Here is a 15,174-nt window from a genome sequence, read left to right on the forward strand (position 1 = left end):
GTCGCGGCGGTCTCTAGTCCCCCAGGAGAAACGACCGGCGCCACCACGTCATGCCCGGGTGACCGACGAGACCCGCCTCGTCGAGGAACGGCATGATCTTCTCGCCCGCCCAGCGGATCATCTCGTGGTGGTGCGGGTTGCCCAGGGCGGCGCGGCGACCCTCGGCGGGGTCGATCCCGACGCTGCGGTAGACCTTCGGGTTGATCAGGCTGCGGACCACGAACATCGAGATGTAGGCGATGATGAAGCGCTGGTAGGCCTTCTCGGTGCGCGAGAGCTCGGCCATCCCCCGGGTCACCTCGTCGCGGGCGAAGGAGACGTGGCGCGCCTCCTCCATGATGTGGATGCGGTTGACCTGGCGCATGAGCGGCTGGATGCGCTCGTCGTTCGCCTGCTCGCGCTGCAGCCGGTCGAGCACCTCCTCGGCGACGAGGATGGCGCCGTAGGACGCGGGGCCCCAGCTGACCACGGAGAAGAGCTTGCCGAGCTGGCGGATCGACTCCTGCGGCCCGTACGGCTCGACGCCGGCGGTGTCGACCATGCGCGCGAACATCTGCGAGTGGCGGCACTCGTCGGCGACCTCGGTGAGCGCGAACTGCGCCCGCGGCGTGGTCGGGTCCTCGGCGTAGAAGTCCTTGAGCAGCCGCTGCATGAGCAGGACCTCGAACCACAGGCCGACGGAGGCGACGCTGCACGCCTCGTGCTTGCCCAGCTCCACGCGCTGCTCCGGGGTCATCCGCTCCCAGAGCTCGGTGCCGTAGAGCGAGACGCGGTGCTCCGGGACCCAGATCTTGTCCGCGGGCAGGGGGGCGTCCCAGTCGATGTCGACGGCGGGGTCGTACGACTTCTTCGCCGACGACTTCAGGAGGCGCTCGGCCGTCACATGACGATCGGCAGCGTGGCGATCGGTCGTGGGGGCGCTCATGGCTGGGTGGTCCTCCTGCTCGCCGCTACTGTGTCCCGTACATCCGGTAACCCGCACCCGGTGTACGTCTTACCGCTGGTAACTGTAACCAGTGGTAGCGTGCGGACCCGTGCCGGACGATGTCAAGCCGAACCGCCCCGGATCCCCCCCAGCGCGTGACGGGCGTCGCACGCGGTGGGAGAAGCACCGCGCGCAGCGGCGCGCCGAGTTCGTCGAGGCCGCGATGCGCGTGCTCGCCGACGTCGGTCCGGACTTCGGCATCGAGCAGGTCGCGGTCGAGGCCGGCGTCACCAAGCCCGTGCTCTACCGGCACTTCTCCGACAAGGCCGACCTGGTCGAGGCCATGGGCGAGCGCGCGACGGAGATCCTCCTCGACCGCCTCATCCCGGCGCTGAACAGCGAGGAGGCGCCGCTCCCGCGCATCCGCAAGTCGATCGACGCCTTCTTCGGGACGCTGGACGACTACCCGAACCTCTACTGGGTGCTGGCCCGGCACACGCCGATCGACGGCCGCGGCTCCGACGTCGTCCGCGAGGACAAGGAGATCATCGCGACCGCCCTGTCGGCGATGCTGGGCGACTACCTGCGCGCCTTCGGGCTCGACTCCGGTCCCGCCGAGCCGTGGGCCTACGGCGTCGTCGGCTTCGTCCAGAACACCGCGGAGTGGTGGCTCGACCGCCAGTCCATGAGCCGGGAGTCGGTCGTCGAGTACCTGACGACGCTGGTGTGGGCGGCCATCGACGGCTTCGCCCGCCAGCGCGGCGTCACGATCGACCCCAACGTCCCGCTCGAGATCAACAAGGTGGTCCAGCTCAGGGCCGGCGACAAGAACGCGAGTACCGATCGAGCAGTGAGGAGCCCGGAGCGATGACGCCGGCGGCAGCACCCGAGCACGATCACGAGCACGACGAGGACGGCTACACCGGCCCGGCGACCCTGGTGGTCGACGACGTCGAGTACGCCGTGGAGGTGACCCTCATCGGGCACTTCGAGCCCCTCGACGGCCGCTACCACTGGTACGGCCGCGTCGCCGTCCACGCGGAGCTGGACGCCGCCCTCGGCGGGAAGAAGCGTCCGGCCCGGGTCACCACTCCGGCCGGGGACGCCGACGGCGAGCTGTCCGACGTCGACCCCTGGGGCCGCTACCGGCTCGCGGGCACGTCGACGCCGCCGTTCGCGGTCGAGTCGGCCGGCAGCCCCGAGACGGCCTCCGAGGTCGCCGGGGCCTCCGCCTGATGGCGGCCCGCGACGCGCCGAGCCGCGCGGTCGCCGAGCGCGAGGCCGCGGCGCACGGGCTCGACCTCGACACCGTCCTGTCCCTGGCCACGCCGCAGCGCGCGGTCCGGGTGATCGGTGGCCTGATCGGCGACACCGTGGCGTTCGGGCCGGTCCCGGCCGGGCCGCACGACATGGCGACCGCGTCGGCCACCGGCACGGTCGGGCGGCTGACCGCGTGGCGCGACGGCGTCACCCGCGTGATCGTCTGCGTGCCCGTGGCGCTCGACCTCGCCGTGGACATCGGGTCGCGCCGCGTCCCGGCCGAGGTCGACCTCGTGGTGCGCGTCGGTCTCGTCGGCCGCGCGGCGCCGGGCGCGGTGGAGATCGACGTCGACACGATCGCGCACGAGGACATCGACGCCGACATCCGCACGCGCGGCGTGGGCGGGGTGTTCCTGCGCCGCCTCGGCGACCTCGACGCGGAGATCCGTCACCACGTCGGCGTCTACGTCTCCACCCTCCTCGCGACCCCCGAGGCCATGGCGGAGTGCCGGATCGCGGTCTGAGCTACGTGAGCGAACTTCGGTGCTATAGCCCCGAAGTTCGCTCACGTTGGGGTCAGGGGCGGGACAGCTTGATCATCTCGTCGCGGTCGACGACCTTGACCCGCGGGCGGCCGTCGGGCTCTCCACGGCCGCGCTCGTGGGCGTCGATGGCCTCCCAGCCGGTCTGGTCGACCAGGTCGGGGCAGCGGTCTCGCAACCAGTCCTCGACGTCGTCGGGATGATCGACCGGGGCCTGCTCGGCCAGGTCGGCGAGCAGGTGGCGGACGGTCTCTCCTGCGTCCTTCTTGTTGGTGCCGATGATCCCGGTGGGCCCGCGCTTGATCCAGCCGACGACGTACTCGTGGCGGTGCTCGTCGCTGTGCTCGCCGATGCGGCCCTCGGTGTGGGGCACGGTGCCGGTGTCCTCGTCGAACGGGACGCCGGGCAGGGCGAGGCCGCGATAGCCCACGGCGCGCAGCACGAGCCCGGTCGGGATCGTCTCGCGCTCGCCGGTGTCGACCGCCCGGGTGCGGCCACCGTCGTCGGTCTCGAGGCGGTTGACCCCGAGCACGATCTCCTCGACCTTCCCGTCACCGCGGATCTCCACCGGCGAGCGGTAGAAGCGGAACTCCATCCGGTGGCGGGCGTCGGGGTCCGGGCCCTTCTCGGCGAACCCGCGCAGGATCTCCAGGTTGCGGCGGGTGCCCTTGGCGAGCGTGTCGGCGTCGGCGATGCCGGCGGGCACCTGCTCGGGGTCGACCACGACGCCGAGGTCGTCGATGTCGGCGAGCTCGCGCAGCTCGGTGGTGGTGAACGACGCCTGGACGGGGCCGCGGCGTCCGCAGATCAGGGCCTCGCGCACGTCGGAGCCGACCAGGGCGTCGAGGGCGTGGTCGGCGGTGTCGGTGGCGCGCAGGTCCGCCTCGGTGAGCAGGACCATGCGGGCGACGTCGAGGGCGACGTTCCCGGCGCCGATCACCACGACCCGCTCGGTGCCCAGCGGCGGCGCGAGGTCGACGTAGTCGGGGTGGCCGTTGTACCAGCCGACGAAGTCGACCGAGGCGATGCTGCCGGGCAGGTCCTCACCGGGGATGCCGAGGCGCCGCTCGGTCTGCGAGCCGACCGCGTAGACGATCGCGTCGTAGCGCTCCAGCAGCTCGTCGCGGGTGATCACGCCGGGCTCGGCGGGGTCGTCGCCGAGGTGGACGTGGCCGAAGAACCGGAACCCGTCGCGCTGCGCGGTCTTGTCGTACTGGGCGCTCACCGACTTGATCTTCGGGTGGTCCGGGGCGACGCCGGCGCGCACGAGGCCCCACGGGGTGGCCAGCCGGTCGAACATGTCCACCCGCACGTCGGGTCCCTCGTTCGCCGCAGCGTCGAGCAGCGCGGCCGCGGCATAGAAGCCCGACGGCCCGGAACCGACGATCGCGACGTGGTGGGGTCGCGTCGTGTGATTCTCCACGCGGATCATCGTGGCCCACCCGGCCGCCGGGCGCACCCGTCCGGCCCAGGGACGCCACGCGGCACGCCCGAGCCCGACACGCCGTCGGACGAGTGATCCCGAGCCGGGGCGTGGCCCCGAAGCGCTCCGGTCGAGTGGTCACTCCATGGGATCATCGAGCGCGAGAACGACGCTTCACCAGGGCTAACGTCCCTTCCGATGATCAGCGACGAAGTCGGCGCGCACGACGACGCCGCGGTGGCGGGCGGTGGCCCGTGGCGCCGCGGGCTCGATGTGCTCGACGACTACTCCGGTGGGGGCGTGCTCTCCGAGGAGCTCGCCGACGACCTCGTCAACGAGCTCGCGGGTCTCGTCGGGAGCACGCGTCCGCGCCGCGGCCGCCGCGGCCCGCACCCCGCCGGACGGCCCGGGCCGCAGCCCAGCCGGCCCGCCGTCACGCCGCCGGCGATCCGGCCGCGGCTGACGCTGGTGCACGGCGGGGCGTGAGCGGCTACTCCTTGACGGCCACCAGCACGAGGTAGAACAGCTCGGTGCCGGCCATCGAGACCCGGTGCCGGAAGCGGCGGCGCACCACGGTGCGCGACGGGTGCGCGCTGCCGGCGGTCGCCGCCAGCATCGCCTCGACGTCGGTGACGTCGTGGTCCTCGTCGCCCGCGGCGAGCGTCAGCGCGAGGTACGACCCGGGCGGGAACGCCTCCCACAGCTGCGCGAGGGCGTCCACCGGGACGTGCCCCTGGCCGACCGCGCCGGCGGCGACGAGCGCGGTGAGCCCCTCGTCGCGGACCAGGCGGGTGACCTCCTCGACGTCCAGTCGCTCGCCCACGAGGTAGTGCGCGTAGAGCCCGGGCCGGTCACGGTGCGCGGCCTCCCGCGCCTCCGGGACGCCGTCGGCGCCGGCGACGACCGTGACGCCCCGGTCGCGCAGCTCCTCGCCGACCACACCGTTGCCCGCGCCGAGGTCGAAGGCGCGCATCCCCTCGACGCCACGCTCCCCGGCGGCCTCGACCAGCGCCTCCGCCACGGTGGCCGGTGAGGCGCACTCGAGGCGGCGCTGCACCACGTCCTCGTACAGTCCGGGCACCGAGTACACCCGTGCGTAGTCGTGCAGGGTGATCCGTTCGGTCTCACCGTCGGGGTGGCGCAGCAGGAACTCCTCCTGCGCCTGTCGACGCCCCGGGGTCGTGTCGAGCTCCACCGTCCAGCCGGCCGCCGGCTCCCTCGCTGTGGCCATGGCGGCCATCATGCCGGTCACACGGGCGCCCGACCCTGTGGCGAACGTCCCCGTCGGGGCGTTGTGGCCTGGGTCCCTTGTCGTTCCCCGCGCGATCCGGGGCGGTCACCCTCGGTGGTGCCAGGACGCGCCGACGTCGTCGCGGCGCACGACCCGGTCGGGACCGGACCGCCGGTCACCGCAGGGGAGGTCCGTCATGAGTGTTGTTCCCGCCCACTCGCCCATCGCGCAGCTGATGCGCCCGGGCGCCCGTCCCCGCGCCGCGGACATCCCCGTCGACGACCGTGAGCACGCGGTCACGGTCGTGGCCCACCTCCTGCACGCCGAGTGCGAACAGTGGAGCTGGACGACCCACATCGCCGACCACCACCGCGCGGACGCGCTGCGCATCGTGGGTGCGCTCACCCGGGAAGGGTGGGCTCCGCGCTCGGCCGCCTGAGAGGGCGTGCCCGCGACCCCGATCGGCCGGTAGATTCCTGCTCCGATCGGCTCACCGGAGCCGTGAAGGGGTGGGCATGGCCATCGAGGTGGACGGCGTCGAGCTGAACGAGACGTCGCGGGGGTCGGGCGCTGCCTGGCGCTGGAGCACGCAGGGCCAGGACCCGATCGACTACGAGATCCAGTGGGTCGAGAACAAGGACACGTTCCTCTACTCGACCCGCGTGCGCCCGGGCGGGTGGAACGTCTCCCAGCTGGACCCGAACACGTGGGTCGGCGACGGGACGCTCGAGGGCGCCCGGGACATGGTCAAGCGCGGGCTGCCGACGCTGCCGCACTGAGGCCTCGAGAAACGAACGGCGCTCCCGCTGCTCCACACGCAGCGAGAGCGCCGTTCATTCGTGCGCGGGACTCAGCTGCCGCCGAGGACCCCGGACTTGCTCAGCTGCTCCATCACGGCGTTCGGGCCGTCGAACTGCTGCTTGTCGAGGCCCTTGAGGGTGTCGACGAGCTGCTGGTCGGCCCCCTGCGAGCCCGCGTGGTCCGCGAGCTCCTGCGGCCCGCCCGGGTACTGGAACCCGGCGAGCGACTTCTGCACCTGCGTGACGTCGTAACCCATGCGCGCCGGGTCCCCGACCGCCCGTCCCTCGAACCGTTGCCACACTCGGCGCCGTGACGCCTGCGTTCCCCGTCGTCGTGTTCGACCTCGACGGCACGCTCACGGTCCCGGGCACGACGCGCCCGGCGCCCGGAGCCGTCGCCCTGGTCGAGACCCTGCGCCGGGAGGGCACCGAGCTGGCCCTGGCGACGTCCGCGTCGACGCGGGTCGCGCGCCGGGTGCTCGACGAGCTGGGCGTCGGCGGGTCCTTCGCCCACGTGGCCGGGCTGGACGGCGGCGGCGGCAAGGACGCGGCGGTGGCCGAGGCCTTGCTGGGTCTGGGCCGCGCCGACGCCCCGGCGGGCTCGCTGCTCGTCGGCGACGGCCCGGCCGACATGCACGCCGCGCTCGCCCACGGGCTCCGGCCGGTCGGCGCCGGGTGGGGCGGCTCGTCGGCCGACGAGCTGCGCGCCGCGGGAGCGACGGTCGTGCTGGGACACCCGGACGAGCTGTGGTCGCTGCGGGCATCCTGACGTCGTGCCCCGCTGGGTCCTGCACCTCGACCTCGACTCGTTCTTCGCGTCGGCCGAGCAGCTGACCCGTCCGACGCTGCGCGGGCGCCCGGTGCTCGTCGGCGGGCTGGGACCGCGCGGGATCGTCGCCGGCGCGAGCGGCGAGGCGAAGGTCCACGGCGCGCGCTCGGCGATGCCGATGGGACAGGCTCGCCGGCTCAGCCCGCACGCCGTGGCGCTGCCGCCGCGGACCGCGCTCTACCGGGTGCTCTCGGAGCGCTTCTTCGGCGTCGTGCGGGCGTGGGCACCGGTGCTCGAGCAGATCGCCTACGACGAGACCTTCGCCGAGCCCGAGGCGCTCGCCGACGCCGACGCGGACGACGTGCGCGCCTTCGCCGAACGCCTGCGCGCGGAGGTCCGCGAGGTCACCGGGCTCGCCGTCTCGGTGGGCGCCGGGTCGGGCAAGCAGGTCGCCAAGATCGCCTCCGGGCGCGCCAAGCCGGACGGCGTGCACGTCGTGGCCCAGGGCGGCGAGCGGGCGCTGCTCGACCCGTTGCCGGTGCGGGCGCTGTGGGGCATCGGGCCGGTCGCCGAGACCACCCTGCACCGCGCGGGCGTCGACACCGTGGCCAAGCTCGCGGCACTCGAGACCGGCGAGGTCACCGCCCTGCTCGGCGTCGCGGTCGGGACCGGGCTGCACCGGCTCGCCCGCGGGATCGACGACCGCCCGCTCGTCGAGCGTGGCGAGGCCAAACAGGTGAGCGCGGAGACGACGTTCGACGAGGACCTCTCCGACCTCGGCGCCGTGCGGGCCGCGGTCGCCGAGCTGGCCGAGGGCGCGCACCGGCGCCTCGTCGCGTCCCACCGCGCGGCCCGCACCGTCAGCGTCAAGATCCGGAGCGCGTCGTTCGGGACGACGAGCCGGGCCGAGACCCACGCCGAAGCCACCACCGACCTCGCGACGCTCACCGACACCGCCCAGCGCCTCGCCGTCGCGGCGCTGCCGGACGCGGGCGTGCGCCTGGTCGGCGTCTCCTTCTCCGGGCTGACGACGGCGGTGCAGGAGGCGCTGTTCCCGGGGACGGCGCCGGAGCCCGCGCCCGCTCCCGCTCCCGTCCCCGCCGACCGGCCCGAGCCCGAACCGGAGCCGCCACCCGGCCGCGAGTGGCGCACCGGCGACGACGTCGCCCACCCCGGGCACGGCCACGGCTGGGTCCAGGGCAGCGGGCACGGCCGCGTCACCGTCCGCTTCGAGACGGCCTCGACCGGCCCCGGCCGCGCCCACACCTTCCGCGCCGACGACCCCGCCCTGACCCGCGCCGACCCCGTCGCGAGCCTCGGCTAGGTGCCTGCGGCATGTGAGCACTTCGGAGTGCTCCAGCACTCCGAAGTGCTCACATGCGCGGAGCGCACCGGGTAGTCGGGCAGAGCAACGATGTCGACCGGCAGGGACGGGTCGAACACGCCGAGGCGGGCGAGGGTGCTCCCGAGCGGTCCCCCCGCGACACGGAGCCCGGCCCGGAGGAGCCGCCGGTGCCACTCGACGCGCGGGTGTCCGACGCGCGGGACGAACTCCTGCGCACGGTCGACCTGGGGCCGCAGCAGGCGCTCGTAGCGCGTGAAGGCCGCGGGGACGTCCCCGGGGGTCGCGCCGAGCTCTCCGGCGAGGAGGTACGCCCCGGCCAGCGCGCTGGTCGTCCCTGTGCCGAACGGACCGGCGCACCACGCGGCGTCGCCGAGGACCGCGACCCGGCCCCGGTGCCACGACGGGAGACGGACCTGCGCGATCTGGTCGACGTGCAGCGAGTCGTCGTCGAGCCCGGCCAGGACGCGGGGGGCCTCCCACCCGACGTCGGCGTACGTCGCCCGCAGGACCGCCACGATGCCCTCGCGGTCGAGCTGGTCGAGCCCGCGCAGGTCGGTGTGGACGCTGAGCATCGCGCGGGTCGTCCCCACGTTGTCGGGACGCAGGTGCACCAGACGCCCGCGGCCGCCGAAGTGGATGCGCCACTGCCGGTCGTCGTCGGCGGTGCGCGGGATCGTGAGGTACGCCGCCAGCAGGCCGAGCTCGTCGATCCGGGCGTCCGGGAAGACCAGGTCGCGGGTGCGGGAGCGCGAGCCCTCGGCGATCACGACGGCGTCGAACCGCCGGGCCGGCCCGCGCGCGAACTCGACGTCGACGCCGTGCCCGTCGTCGTGCAGCGCCGTGATCCGGTCACCGAAGAGGTACTCGGCCGAGCGCGCGGAGTGGTCGAAGAGCAGGCGCGCGAGCTGCCCGCGCAGGATCTCCAGCTCGGCCGTGGGGCTGCTGTCGGTGTCGTCGGCGCCCGCCGGGAAGGAGGCGTAGGCACGGCCGCGCTCGTCGACGAAGGCGAGGCCGGTCTCGCTGGTGTGGTGGGCGCGGACGGCCTCCTCGAGCCCCATGCGCCGCAGCACCTCGCGTCCGACACCCCGGACGTCCACGTTCTGGCCCTCGTCGCGCAGTCCACCGGCGCGCTCGACGACCGTGACCCGCCACCCCGCGGCGGCCAGCCACGACGCGGCGGCGGGTCCGGCGATGCTCGCACCGGAGACCAGGATGCTGGGGCTGCCCATGGCGGCATCTCCTCGACGACGACGATGATGCCCGGCGGCTACCCGGTAGATAAACAGTTTAACGATTTCTGGATGATGGGATGCGCCACGTGAGCGACGAGCAGATCCGCCAGGAGCCGGGACTCGAGGCGGTGGACGACACGACCCTGGCGGTCCGTCGTCTCATCGGGGCCGCCCAGGATCTCACCGTCCGCACGGCTCACGGCATGGCCATGAACCTCAGTGACATGACCGCGATCATGCAGCTCAGCGAGCACGGGCCGATGGGCGTGGCGGAGCTCGCCCGGCGCCTGGGGGTCACGTCGCCGGCGACGACCGTCCTGGTCGACCGTCTCGAGCGGGCCGGGCACGTCGAGCGCCTCCGGGACGCCGTCGACCGTCGGCGGGTGACGATCACCGACACCGCCGCGGGTCGGGCGGCGACGCGGCAGGCCTGGTTGCCCGCGATCCGCCGGATCGACGAGGTCTGCCGGTCGCTCTCGGCGTCCGAGCAGGTGTTCGCCCGCGAGCTCCTGGCCCGACTCGCCGCGGCGATGGTCGGCAGCACCTGATCGGGTCTCACCGGATCGCGGCCCGCCCGACCAGCGCGCGAGCGGCGTCGTGGGCGACGCGGAGGGCCGTGGGCTGCCCCGCGACGGCGTGGGCGACCAGAGCGCCCTCGTGGAGCACGAGCAGGTGCAGCGCCAGGTCGTCGGCGTCGTCGGCCCCGGCCGCGGTGAGCTCGGCGGCGAAGAGCGCCCGCAGCCACTCCTTCTCCGCGGTGATGACCGCGCGCCCGGGGTGCTCGGGGTCGTCGAGCTCGGCGAAGGCGTTGACGAAGGCGCACCCGCGGTCGGCGGTCCAGTCCTCGAGCACGGTGAACGGTGCCAGTGCCCGGCGCCCCGGGTCGGTCTCGGCCTCGACCGCGGCGGTGACCCGTCCCCGCCACCGCTCGTCGCGGGCCCGCAGGTACGCCGCGACGAGCTCGTCCTTCGAGCCGAAGCGGTCGTAGAGCGTCCGCTTGGTGACCCCGGACTCAACGGCGATCGTGTCGACTCCGACCGCGTGGATCCCGCGCTCGTAGAACAGCTCGGACGCGACCTCGAGGATGCGGCGGGCGCCGGGGGTCAGGGTCATCGGCTTGCCTTCACAGGTCTGTGTACCTACGGTGGGGACTTCACAGATCAGTGTAGTCGGGAGGACGGCGATGGTCCCGGAGACGATGGACGCGGCGGTACTGACGCGGCACGGCGGGCCGGACGCCCTGGAACTGCGCACGGTGCCGGTGCCGCGGCCGGGCGACGGCGAGGTGCTGGTCCGCGTGACCGCGGCCGCGCTCAACAACACCGACATCTGGACGCGTCAGGGCGCCTACGGTCTCCCCGGCGACCCGCAGGCCCTCGCCGGCTGGCGCGGCCCGATCACGTTCCCGCGGATCCAGGGCGGCGACATCGCGGGCGAGATCGCGGTGGTCGGCGGCGGGGTCGACCCGGCCCGCGAGGGCCGGCGGGTCGTCGTCGACAACGCGTTCTACGAGGGCGACGGTCCCGACGCCGGACCGATCGGGCTGCTCGGCAGCGAGGCGGACGGCGGTTTCGCGCAGTACGTGGTCTGCCTCGACCCGCGCGCCCACGACGTCGGGGCGTCCCCGCTGTCCGACGAGGAGCTCGCCTGCCTGCCGGTCGCCTACGGCACGGCGGCCGGGATGCTCGCGCGCGGCCGGATCACGGCGGGCGAGACGGTGCTGGTCACCGGGGCCTCGGGCGGTGTGGGTCTCGCGGCCGTGCAGCTCGCGGCGGCCCGGGGTGCGCGCGTGGTGGCGCTGACCGCGCCCGGCAAGGAGGAGGCGCTGCGCGAGGCCGGCGCGGCGGGGGTGGTGCTGCGCGGCCCGGAGCCGGGCGCGGTGGCCGACGCCGTCGCGGACGCCGCCGGCGCCCCGCTCGACGCCGTCGTCGACGTCGTCGGCGGGCCGTTGCTGCCGGCCCTCCTCGACCGGATCCGCGACGGCGGCCGCTGGGTGATCGCCGGCGCGATCGGCGGCCACACCGTGGACCTCGACCTGCGCAGGCTCTACCTGCACAACGTCAGCCTCGTCGGCTCGTCGATGCACACCCGGACGCACTTCGCCGAGCTCGTCGCCGACGCCGTCGCGGGGCGCATCCGACCGCGGATCGCGGCGCGCTGCGCCCTGGCCGACATCCACGCCGCGCAGGAGGAGTTCAGCGGCTCCGCGTACGTCGGGAAGATCGTCGTCACGCCGTGATCACCGTCTTCCGGTCCGTGATCAACGGGGACTTCGTACGCATAGAAGCAGCGAGATACCCGTTCGCTGCGACTCACGAGGCGAGCGCGAACGCCGCCCGCAGCTCGTCGACGAAGTCGCCCGGCACCTCGAGGGACGCGAAGTGACCGCCGCTGGGCAGGGCGTTCCAGTAGCGGAGGTCGGTGTAGCGCGCCTCGACCCACGCGCGCGGCAGCTTGACCATCTCGGCGGGGAAGTACGACACCGCGCTCGGGACGGTGACCGGCGTGGTGACGTCGACGCCGGCGAAGCTCTCCCAGTACAGCCGCGCCGAGGACGCCCCGGACGCGGTGAGCCAGTAGATCGTCGCGTTGTCCAGCACGCGGTCGCGGGGGACGCCGCCGAAGCCGTCGCCGTCGGTCCAGACGACGAACTTCTCGGCGATCCAGGCGAGCTGGCCTGCCGGGGAGTCGACGAGGCCGTAGCCGAGCGTCTGGGGGCGGGTGCGCTGCTGCCCCGAGTAGCCCGACCCGACGCGCACGAACTCGCGGCCCTCGGCGAGCCAGCGCTGCTCGGTCTCGTCGAGGGTCGCGTCGTCGAACCCCTCCGGGCGCGCGGCGCGCGGCATCGTCGTGTGCATCATGACGACGCGGTCGGGGTGACGGGCCGCGAGCGCGGTGGTGACCATCGCACCCCAGTCGCCGCCCTGGGCGAGGAAGCGCTCGTAGCCGAGGCGTGACATCAGCCCGGCCCAGGCGTCGGCGATGCGGTCGACGCCCCACCCCGGACCGGTCGGCTTGTCGCTGAACCCGTAGCCCGGCAGCGACGGCGCGACGACGTGGAAGGCGGGCAGCGAGGGGTCGCCGGGGTCGGTCAGGGCGTCGAGGACGTCGAGGACCTCCACCACCGACCCGGGCCACCCGTGGGTGACGATCAGTGGCTGTGCGTCATCACGTGGTGACCGTACGTGGAGAAAGTGGAGACCGAGACCATCGATGGCGGTGCGGAACTGGCCCCGCCGGTTCAGTTCGTCCTCGACGCGACGCCAGTCGTGCTCCTCGAGCCAGGCGCGGCAGAGCTCGGTGACCGCGTCGAGGCCGATGCCCTGCGCCGGGTCGGTCGCGGGCTCCGGCAATCGGACGCGACGGAGACGTTCCCGCAGGTCAACGAGCTGCTCCTCGGGGACGTCGAGCACGAACGGCACGACCTCGACGGTCGGGTCCCCGGCAGGCACGGGTGCTTCGGCGGCCACGGATCGCACACCGTATCCACCCGCGCCGACACCCGCCGAGTGGTCGTGCGTCAACGCCTCCGTTCTGGTGGCGACGCGACACGCCGACGGCTGGTGTTCGTGACCCGAACGAGCCAACTTCGCGCCGAGGTGTCACACGGGGCCTCATGGTGGCGATGCACGAGGTGGAGGTGATCAGCGTGCTGAACGATCGGTCGGCGGCTCTTCTCGCCGCGGCTGCGGATCTGGACGAGTGTGACGGCTACGTCGTGCTCGTCTTCGACCCGGAGACCGGGGAGCTCGATGCCCACGGGCCCTACGAAGGGGTCGAAGCCACACTCCGCGCGGAGGAGATGCGGCGCGAGTTCGACGACGACGGACTGCGCGACGTGCTCATCCGCGTCTCGCGTCTCCACCGGCCGCGCTGACACCGGCGGACCCGTAGCGGAACCCGCGCCGTCCCCCGGCGTGGTCCGCTCCCGCCGGGGTACACCCCCACCGCGACGATCCGGCGGTGACGGGAGGCCCTGAGGTCATGGCGGTGGCGAGCGGGACGGGGCGGCGCACGGTACGGGAGGCCTCGCTCGAGGTCTTCCGGGCGCACGGCATGACGACCGTGTTCGGCAACCCGGGGTCGACGGAGCTCCCGATGCTCGCGGAGCTGCCCGACGACTTCCGCTACGTGCTCGGCCTGCAGGAGGCCGCGCTGGTGGGCATGGCCGACGGCCACGCCCAGGCCACCGGGCGTCCGGCGCTGGTCAACCTGCACACGGCCCCGGGCGTCGGCAACGCGGTCGGCGCCCTGGTGAACGCGGCGGCCAACGGCGCGCCGCTCGTGGTCACCGCCGGGCAGCAGGTCCGCCCGATGATCAATCTCGAGGCGCTCCTGACGAACCCGGACGCCACCGTGCTCCCGCGTCCCGCGGTCAAGCTCTCCCTCGAGCCCGCCCGGCCCGCCGATGTGCCGGCCGTGCTCGCGCGGGCGGTCCACGCGGCGACGACCCCGCCCCTCGGACCGGTGTTCGTGTCGATCCCGATGGACGACTGGGACGCCGAGATCGACCCGGCCACGGAGCCGGCCGGGACCGTCGCGGCCCGCCGCGTGCACCGGCGCGCGGCCCCCGACCCGGCCGGGCTCGACGACCTCGTCGAGGCCCTCGACGGCGCCCGGGCGCCCGCGCTCGTGATCGGGGGTGACGTCGACGCCACCGGCGGGTTCCACGACGCGGTCGCGCTCGCCGAGCGCACCGGCGCCGCGGTCTACTCCCCGCCCGTCGAGGGTCGCGTCGGCTTCCCGACCGGCCACCGGCTCTACCAGGGCTCGCTGCCGATGGCGATCGACCCGGTCGCGCGGACCCTCGCGCCCTACGACGTGGTGCTCGTCGTCGGCGCCGCGGTGTTCCGCTACTACCCCTACGTGCCCGGCCCGTTCCTCGCCGCGGGGACACGACTGCTGCACGTCACGGCCGACGCCGACCAGGCCGCCCGCGCCCCGGTGGGCGACGCGGTGGTCGCCGATCCGACCCTGACCCTGCGGGCCCTGCTGGAGCGCGTGGGCCCCGGTCCGGCCGAGCGGGCGTCGCCGCCGGAGCGCGCGGCCCTGGAGGCGCCCCGGGCCGGTGGGGACGGACGGCTGTCGGCCGAGGAGCTGTTCGCCACGCTCGCGCAGGAGTGGCCCGAGAACGCCGTGCTGGTCAACGAGTCGCCGTCGCACCGCGCGGTCCAGCAGGCGCGACTGCCGATCGACCGGCCCGGCAGCTCGTACTTCACGGCCTCGGGCGGGCTCGGCTTCGGGCTCGCCGCGGCCGTCGGGGTGGGCCTCGCGGAGCCCGCGCGGCCCGTCGTCGCGGCCATCGGCGACGGCTCGCTGCAGTACGCGGTCCAGGCGCTGGCCACCGCGGCGTCGCTGCAGGTGCCGGTGACGGTGCTGGTGCTCGACAACCGGGAGTACGCGATCCTCAAGTGGTTCGCGGCGCGCGAGCAGACCCCGAAGGTCCCGGGGCTCGACCTGCCCGCCGTCGACCACCTCGCGCTCGCGCAGGCGTACGGCGTGCCCGCGGAGACCGTCGGCACCGTCGACGAGCTGCGCGCCGCGTTCCGCCGCGGAGTCGCCGGCCCGGGCCCGCGGCTGGTCCACGTCCCGGTGCCGCCCTCCGGGAGTTGACCTCGACCTTTCTCGAGGTCCGAGGGTGGTGCGC

At 74.2% G+C, this 15,174-nt stretch carries 19 protein-coding genes; 12 read left to right on the plus strand and 7 right to left on the minus strand.

All coding sequences use genetic code 11. From position 1 onward, the window contains the following. Positions 1-13: 13 nt before the first annotated feature. Positions 14-925, minus strand: a complete 912-nt coding sequence (locus ACR9E3_RS06030; protein WP_460379166.1) for an AurF N-oxygenase family protein — start codon at positions 923-925, stop codon at positions 14-16. Positions 926-1,034: 109 nt separating this feature from the next. On the opposite strand from ACR9E3_RS06030, the gene ACR9E3_RS06035 reads away from it, so the two are divergent. Genes ACR9E3_RS06035 through ACR9E3_RS06045 form a run of 3 tightly spaced genes read left to right on the plus strand, consistent with a single transcriptional unit; the run spans position 1,035 to position 2,709 of the window. Then, on the plus strand, positions 1,035-1,796 hold the full coding sequence (locus ACR9E3_RS06035) for a TetR/AcrR family transcriptional regulator (RefSeq protein WP_460379167.1): 762 nt from the start codon (positions 1,035-1,037) through the stop codon (positions 1,794-1,796). Continuing rightward, positions 1,793-2,161, plus strand: coding sequence for a DUF4873 domain-containing protein (locus ACR9E3_RS06040; protein ID WP_460379168.1), 369 nt, complete (start codon positions 1,793-1,795; stop codon positions 2,159-2,161). Before ACR9E3_RS06035 ends, ACR9E3_RS06040 begins: the two co-directional genes overlap by 4 nt. Further along, complete coding sequence (locus tag ACR9E3_RS06045; RefSeq protein WP_460379169.1) at positions 2,161-2,709, plus strand: hypothetical protein; 549 nt, start codon at positions 2,161-2,163, stop codon at positions 2,707-2,709. The genes ACR9E3_RS06040 and ACR9E3_RS06045 overlap by 1 nt, the downstream gene beginning before the upstream one ends. Positions 2,710-2,761: 52 nt before the next feature. Here the strand turns inward: ACR9E3_RS06045 and ACR9E3_RS06050 are convergent, their stop codons facing one another. Then, positions 2,762-4,150: an FAD-dependent oxidoreductase gene (locus tag ACR9E3_RS06050; protein ID WP_460379170.1), complete on the minus strand. Its 1,389-nt coding sequence runs from the start codon at positions 4,148-4,150 to the stop codon at positions 2,762-2,764. A gap of 198 nt (positions 4,151-4,348) precedes the next feature. On the opposite strand from ACR9E3_RS06050, the gene ACR9E3_RS06055 reads away from it, so the two are divergent. Next, on the plus strand, positions 4,349-4,636 hold the full coding sequence (locus tag ACR9E3_RS06055; protein ID WP_460379171.1) for a hypothetical protein: 288 nt from the start codon (positions 4,349-4,351) through the stop codon (positions 4,634-4,636). Between the two features lie 4 nt (positions 4,637-4,640). Here the strand turns inward: ACR9E3_RS06055 and ACR9E3_RS06060 are convergent, their stop codons facing one another. Further along, positions 4,641-5,381, minus strand: a complete 741-nt coding sequence (locus ACR9E3_RS06060) for a class I SAM-dependent methyltransferase (RefSeq protein WP_460379173.1) — start codon at positions 5,379-5,381, stop codon at positions 4,641-4,643. Between the two features lie 196 nt (positions 5,382-5,577). Between ACR9E3_RS06060 and ACR9E3_RS06065 the strand changes: the two genes are divergently transcribed. Next, positions 5,578-5,820, plus strand: a complete 243-nt coding sequence (locus ACR9E3_RS06065; protein ID WP_460379174.1) for a hypothetical protein — start codon at positions 5,578-5,580, stop codon at positions 5,818-5,820. A gap of 76 nt (positions 5,821-5,896) precedes the next feature. Then, positions 5,897-6,160: a hypothetical protein gene (locus ACR9E3_RS06070; RefSeq protein ID WP_285651912.1), complete on the plus strand. Its 264-nt coding sequence runs from the start codon at positions 5,897-5,899 to the stop codon at positions 6,158-6,160. Between the two features lie 71 nt (positions 6,161-6,231). Here ACR9E3_RS06070 and ACR9E3_RS06075 read toward each other — a convergent pair whose 3' ends face one another. Beyond that, positions 6,232-6,438: a DUF2795 domain-containing protein gene (locus tag ACR9E3_RS06075; RefSeq protein WP_460379175.1), complete on the minus strand. Its 207-nt coding sequence runs from the start codon at positions 6,436-6,438 to the stop codon at positions 6,232-6,234. A gap of 53 nt (positions 6,439-6,491) precedes the next feature. Between ACR9E3_RS06075 and ACR9E3_RS06080 the strand changes: the two genes are divergently transcribed. Further along, entirely contained in the window at positions 6,492-6,950 is a 459-nt protein-coding gene (locus tag ACR9E3_RS06080) for an HAD family hydrolase (RefSeq protein WP_460379178.1), read from the plus strand. A gap of 4 nt (positions 6,951-6,954) precedes the next feature. Continuing rightward, a complete protein-coding gene (locus ACR9E3_RS06085; protein ID WP_460379179.1) occupies positions 6,955-8,274 on the plus strand; it encodes a DNA polymerase IV in 1,320 nt (439 codons plus the stop codon). Here the strand turns inward: ACR9E3_RS06085 and ACR9E3_RS06090 are convergent. Further along, positions 8,271-9,524, minus strand: coding sequence for an FAD-dependent monooxygenase (locus ACR9E3_RS06090; protein ID WP_460379180.1), 1,254 nt, complete (start codon positions 9,522-9,524; stop codon positions 8,271-8,273). The two genes, ACR9E3_RS06085 and ACR9E3_RS06090, sit on opposite strands and share 4 nt — an antisense overlap. 89 nt (positions 9,525-9,613) lie before the next feature. Between ACR9E3_RS06090 and ACR9E3_RS06095 the strand changes: the two genes are divergently transcribed. Continuing rightward, positions 9,614-10,075: a MarR family winged helix-turn-helix transcriptional regulator gene (locus ACR9E3_RS06095; RefSeq protein ID WP_460379182.1), complete on the plus strand. Its 462-nt coding sequence runs from the start codon at positions 9,614-9,616 to the stop codon at positions 10,073-10,075. Between the two features lie 7 nt (positions 10,076-10,082). Here ACR9E3_RS06095 and ACR9E3_RS06100 read toward each other — a convergent pair whose 3' ends face one another. Beyond that, complete coding sequence (locus ACR9E3_RS06100; RefSeq protein ID WP_460379183.1) at positions 10,083-10,640, minus strand: TetR/AcrR family transcriptional regulator; 558 nt, start codon at positions 10,638-10,640, stop codon at positions 10,083-10,085. Positions 10,641-10,710: 70 nt separating this feature from the next. On the opposite strand from ACR9E3_RS06100, the gene ACR9E3_RS06105 reads away from it, so the two are divergent. Beyond that, the gene (locus tag ACR9E3_RS06105; RefSeq protein WP_460379184.1) at positions 10,711-11,766 is read left to right on the plus strand and encodes a zinc-binding dehydrogenase; all 1,056 of its coding nucleotides are present in this window, start codon (positions 10,711-10,713) and stop codon (positions 11,764-11,766) included. A gap of 73 nt (positions 11,767-11,839) precedes the next feature. Here the strand turns inward: ACR9E3_RS06105 and ACR9E3_RS06110 are convergent, their stop codons facing one another. Next, entirely contained in the window at positions 11,840-12,997 is a 1,158-nt protein-coding gene (locus ACR9E3_RS06110; protein ID WP_460379185.1) for an epoxide hydrolase family protein, read from the minus strand. A 146-nt stretch (positions 12,998-13,143) separates the two neighbouring features. Between ACR9E3_RS06110 and ACR9E3_RS06115 the strand changes: the two genes are divergently transcribed. Both ACR9E3_RS06115 and mdlC read left to right on the plus strand, forming a co-directional pair. Next, positions 13,144-13,404 (plus strand): hypothetical protein, encoded by a 261-nt coding sequence (locus ACR9E3_RS06115; RefSeq protein WP_460379186.1) that lies wholly within the window; start codon positions 13,144-13,146, stop codon positions 13,402-13,404. Between the two features lie 86 nt (positions 13,405-13,490). Then, the gene (mdlC, locus tag ACR9E3_RS06120; protein WP_460379187.1) at positions 13,491-15,140 is read left to right on the plus strand and encodes a benzoylformate decarboxylase; all 1,650 of its coding nucleotides are present in this window, start codon (positions 13,491-13,493) and stop codon (positions 15,138-15,140) included. Positions 15,141-15,174 lie beyond the last annotated feature (34 nt).

This window comes from Actinomycetospora sp. C-140, assembly GCF_054796175.1.

What these genes read in the sequence shown, in the direction of transcription:
- ACR9E3_RS06030 (WP_460379166.1), bottom strand. Translation starts at nt 925, where the DNA reads ATGAGCGCCCCCACGACCGATCGCCACGCTGCCGATCGTCATGTGACG.
- ACR9E3_RS06090 (WP_460379180.1), bottom strand. Translation starts at nt 9,524, where the DNA reads ATGGGCAGCCCCAGCATCCTGGTCTCCGGTGCGAGCATCGCCGGACCC.
- ACR9E3_RS06060 (WP_460379173.1), bottom strand. Translation starts at nt 5,381, where the DNA reads ATGGCCACAGCGAGGGAGCCGGCGGCCGGCTGGACGGTGGAGCTCGAC.
- ACR9E3_RS06045 (WP_460379169.1), top strand. Translation starts at nt 2,161, where the DNA reads ATGGCGGCCCGCGACGCGCCGAGCCGCGCGGTCGCCGAGCGCGAGGCC.
- ACR9E3_RS06070 (WP_285651912.1), top strand. Translation starts at nt 5,897, where the DNA reads ATGGCCATCGAGGTGGACGGCGTCGAGCTGAACGAGACGTCGCGGGGG.
- ACR9E3_RS06055 (WP_460379171.1), top strand. Translation starts at nt 4,349, where the DNA reads ATGATCAGCGACGAAGTCGGCGCGCACGACGACGCCGCGGTGGCGGGC.
- ACR9E3_RS06105 (WP_460379184.1), top strand. Translation starts at nt 10,711, where the DNA reads ATGGTCCCGGAGACGATGGACGCGGCGGTACTGACGCGGCACGGCGGG.
- ACR9E3_RS06115 (WP_460379186.1), top strand. Translation starts at nt 13,144, where the DNA reads ATGGTGGCGATGCACGAGGTGGAGGTGATCAGCGTGCTGAACGATCGG.
- ACR9E3_RS06100 (WP_460379183.1), bottom strand. Translation starts at nt 10,640, where the DNA reads ATGACCCTGACCCCCGGCGCCCGCCGCATCCTCGAGGTCGCGTCCGAG.
- ACR9E3_RS06040 (WP_460379168.1), top strand. Translation starts at nt 1,793, where the DNA reads ATGACGCCGGCGGCAGCACCCGAGCACGATCACGAGCACGACGAGGAC.
- ACR9E3_RS06065 (WP_460379174.1), top strand. Translation starts at nt 5,578, where the DNA reads ATGAGTGTTGTTCCCGCCCACTCGCCCATCGCGCAGCTGATGCGCCCG.
- ACR9E3_RS06075 (WP_460379175.1), bottom strand. Translation starts at nt 6,438, where the DNA reads ATGGGTTACGACGTCACGCAGGTGCAGAAGTCGCTCGCCGGGTTCCAG.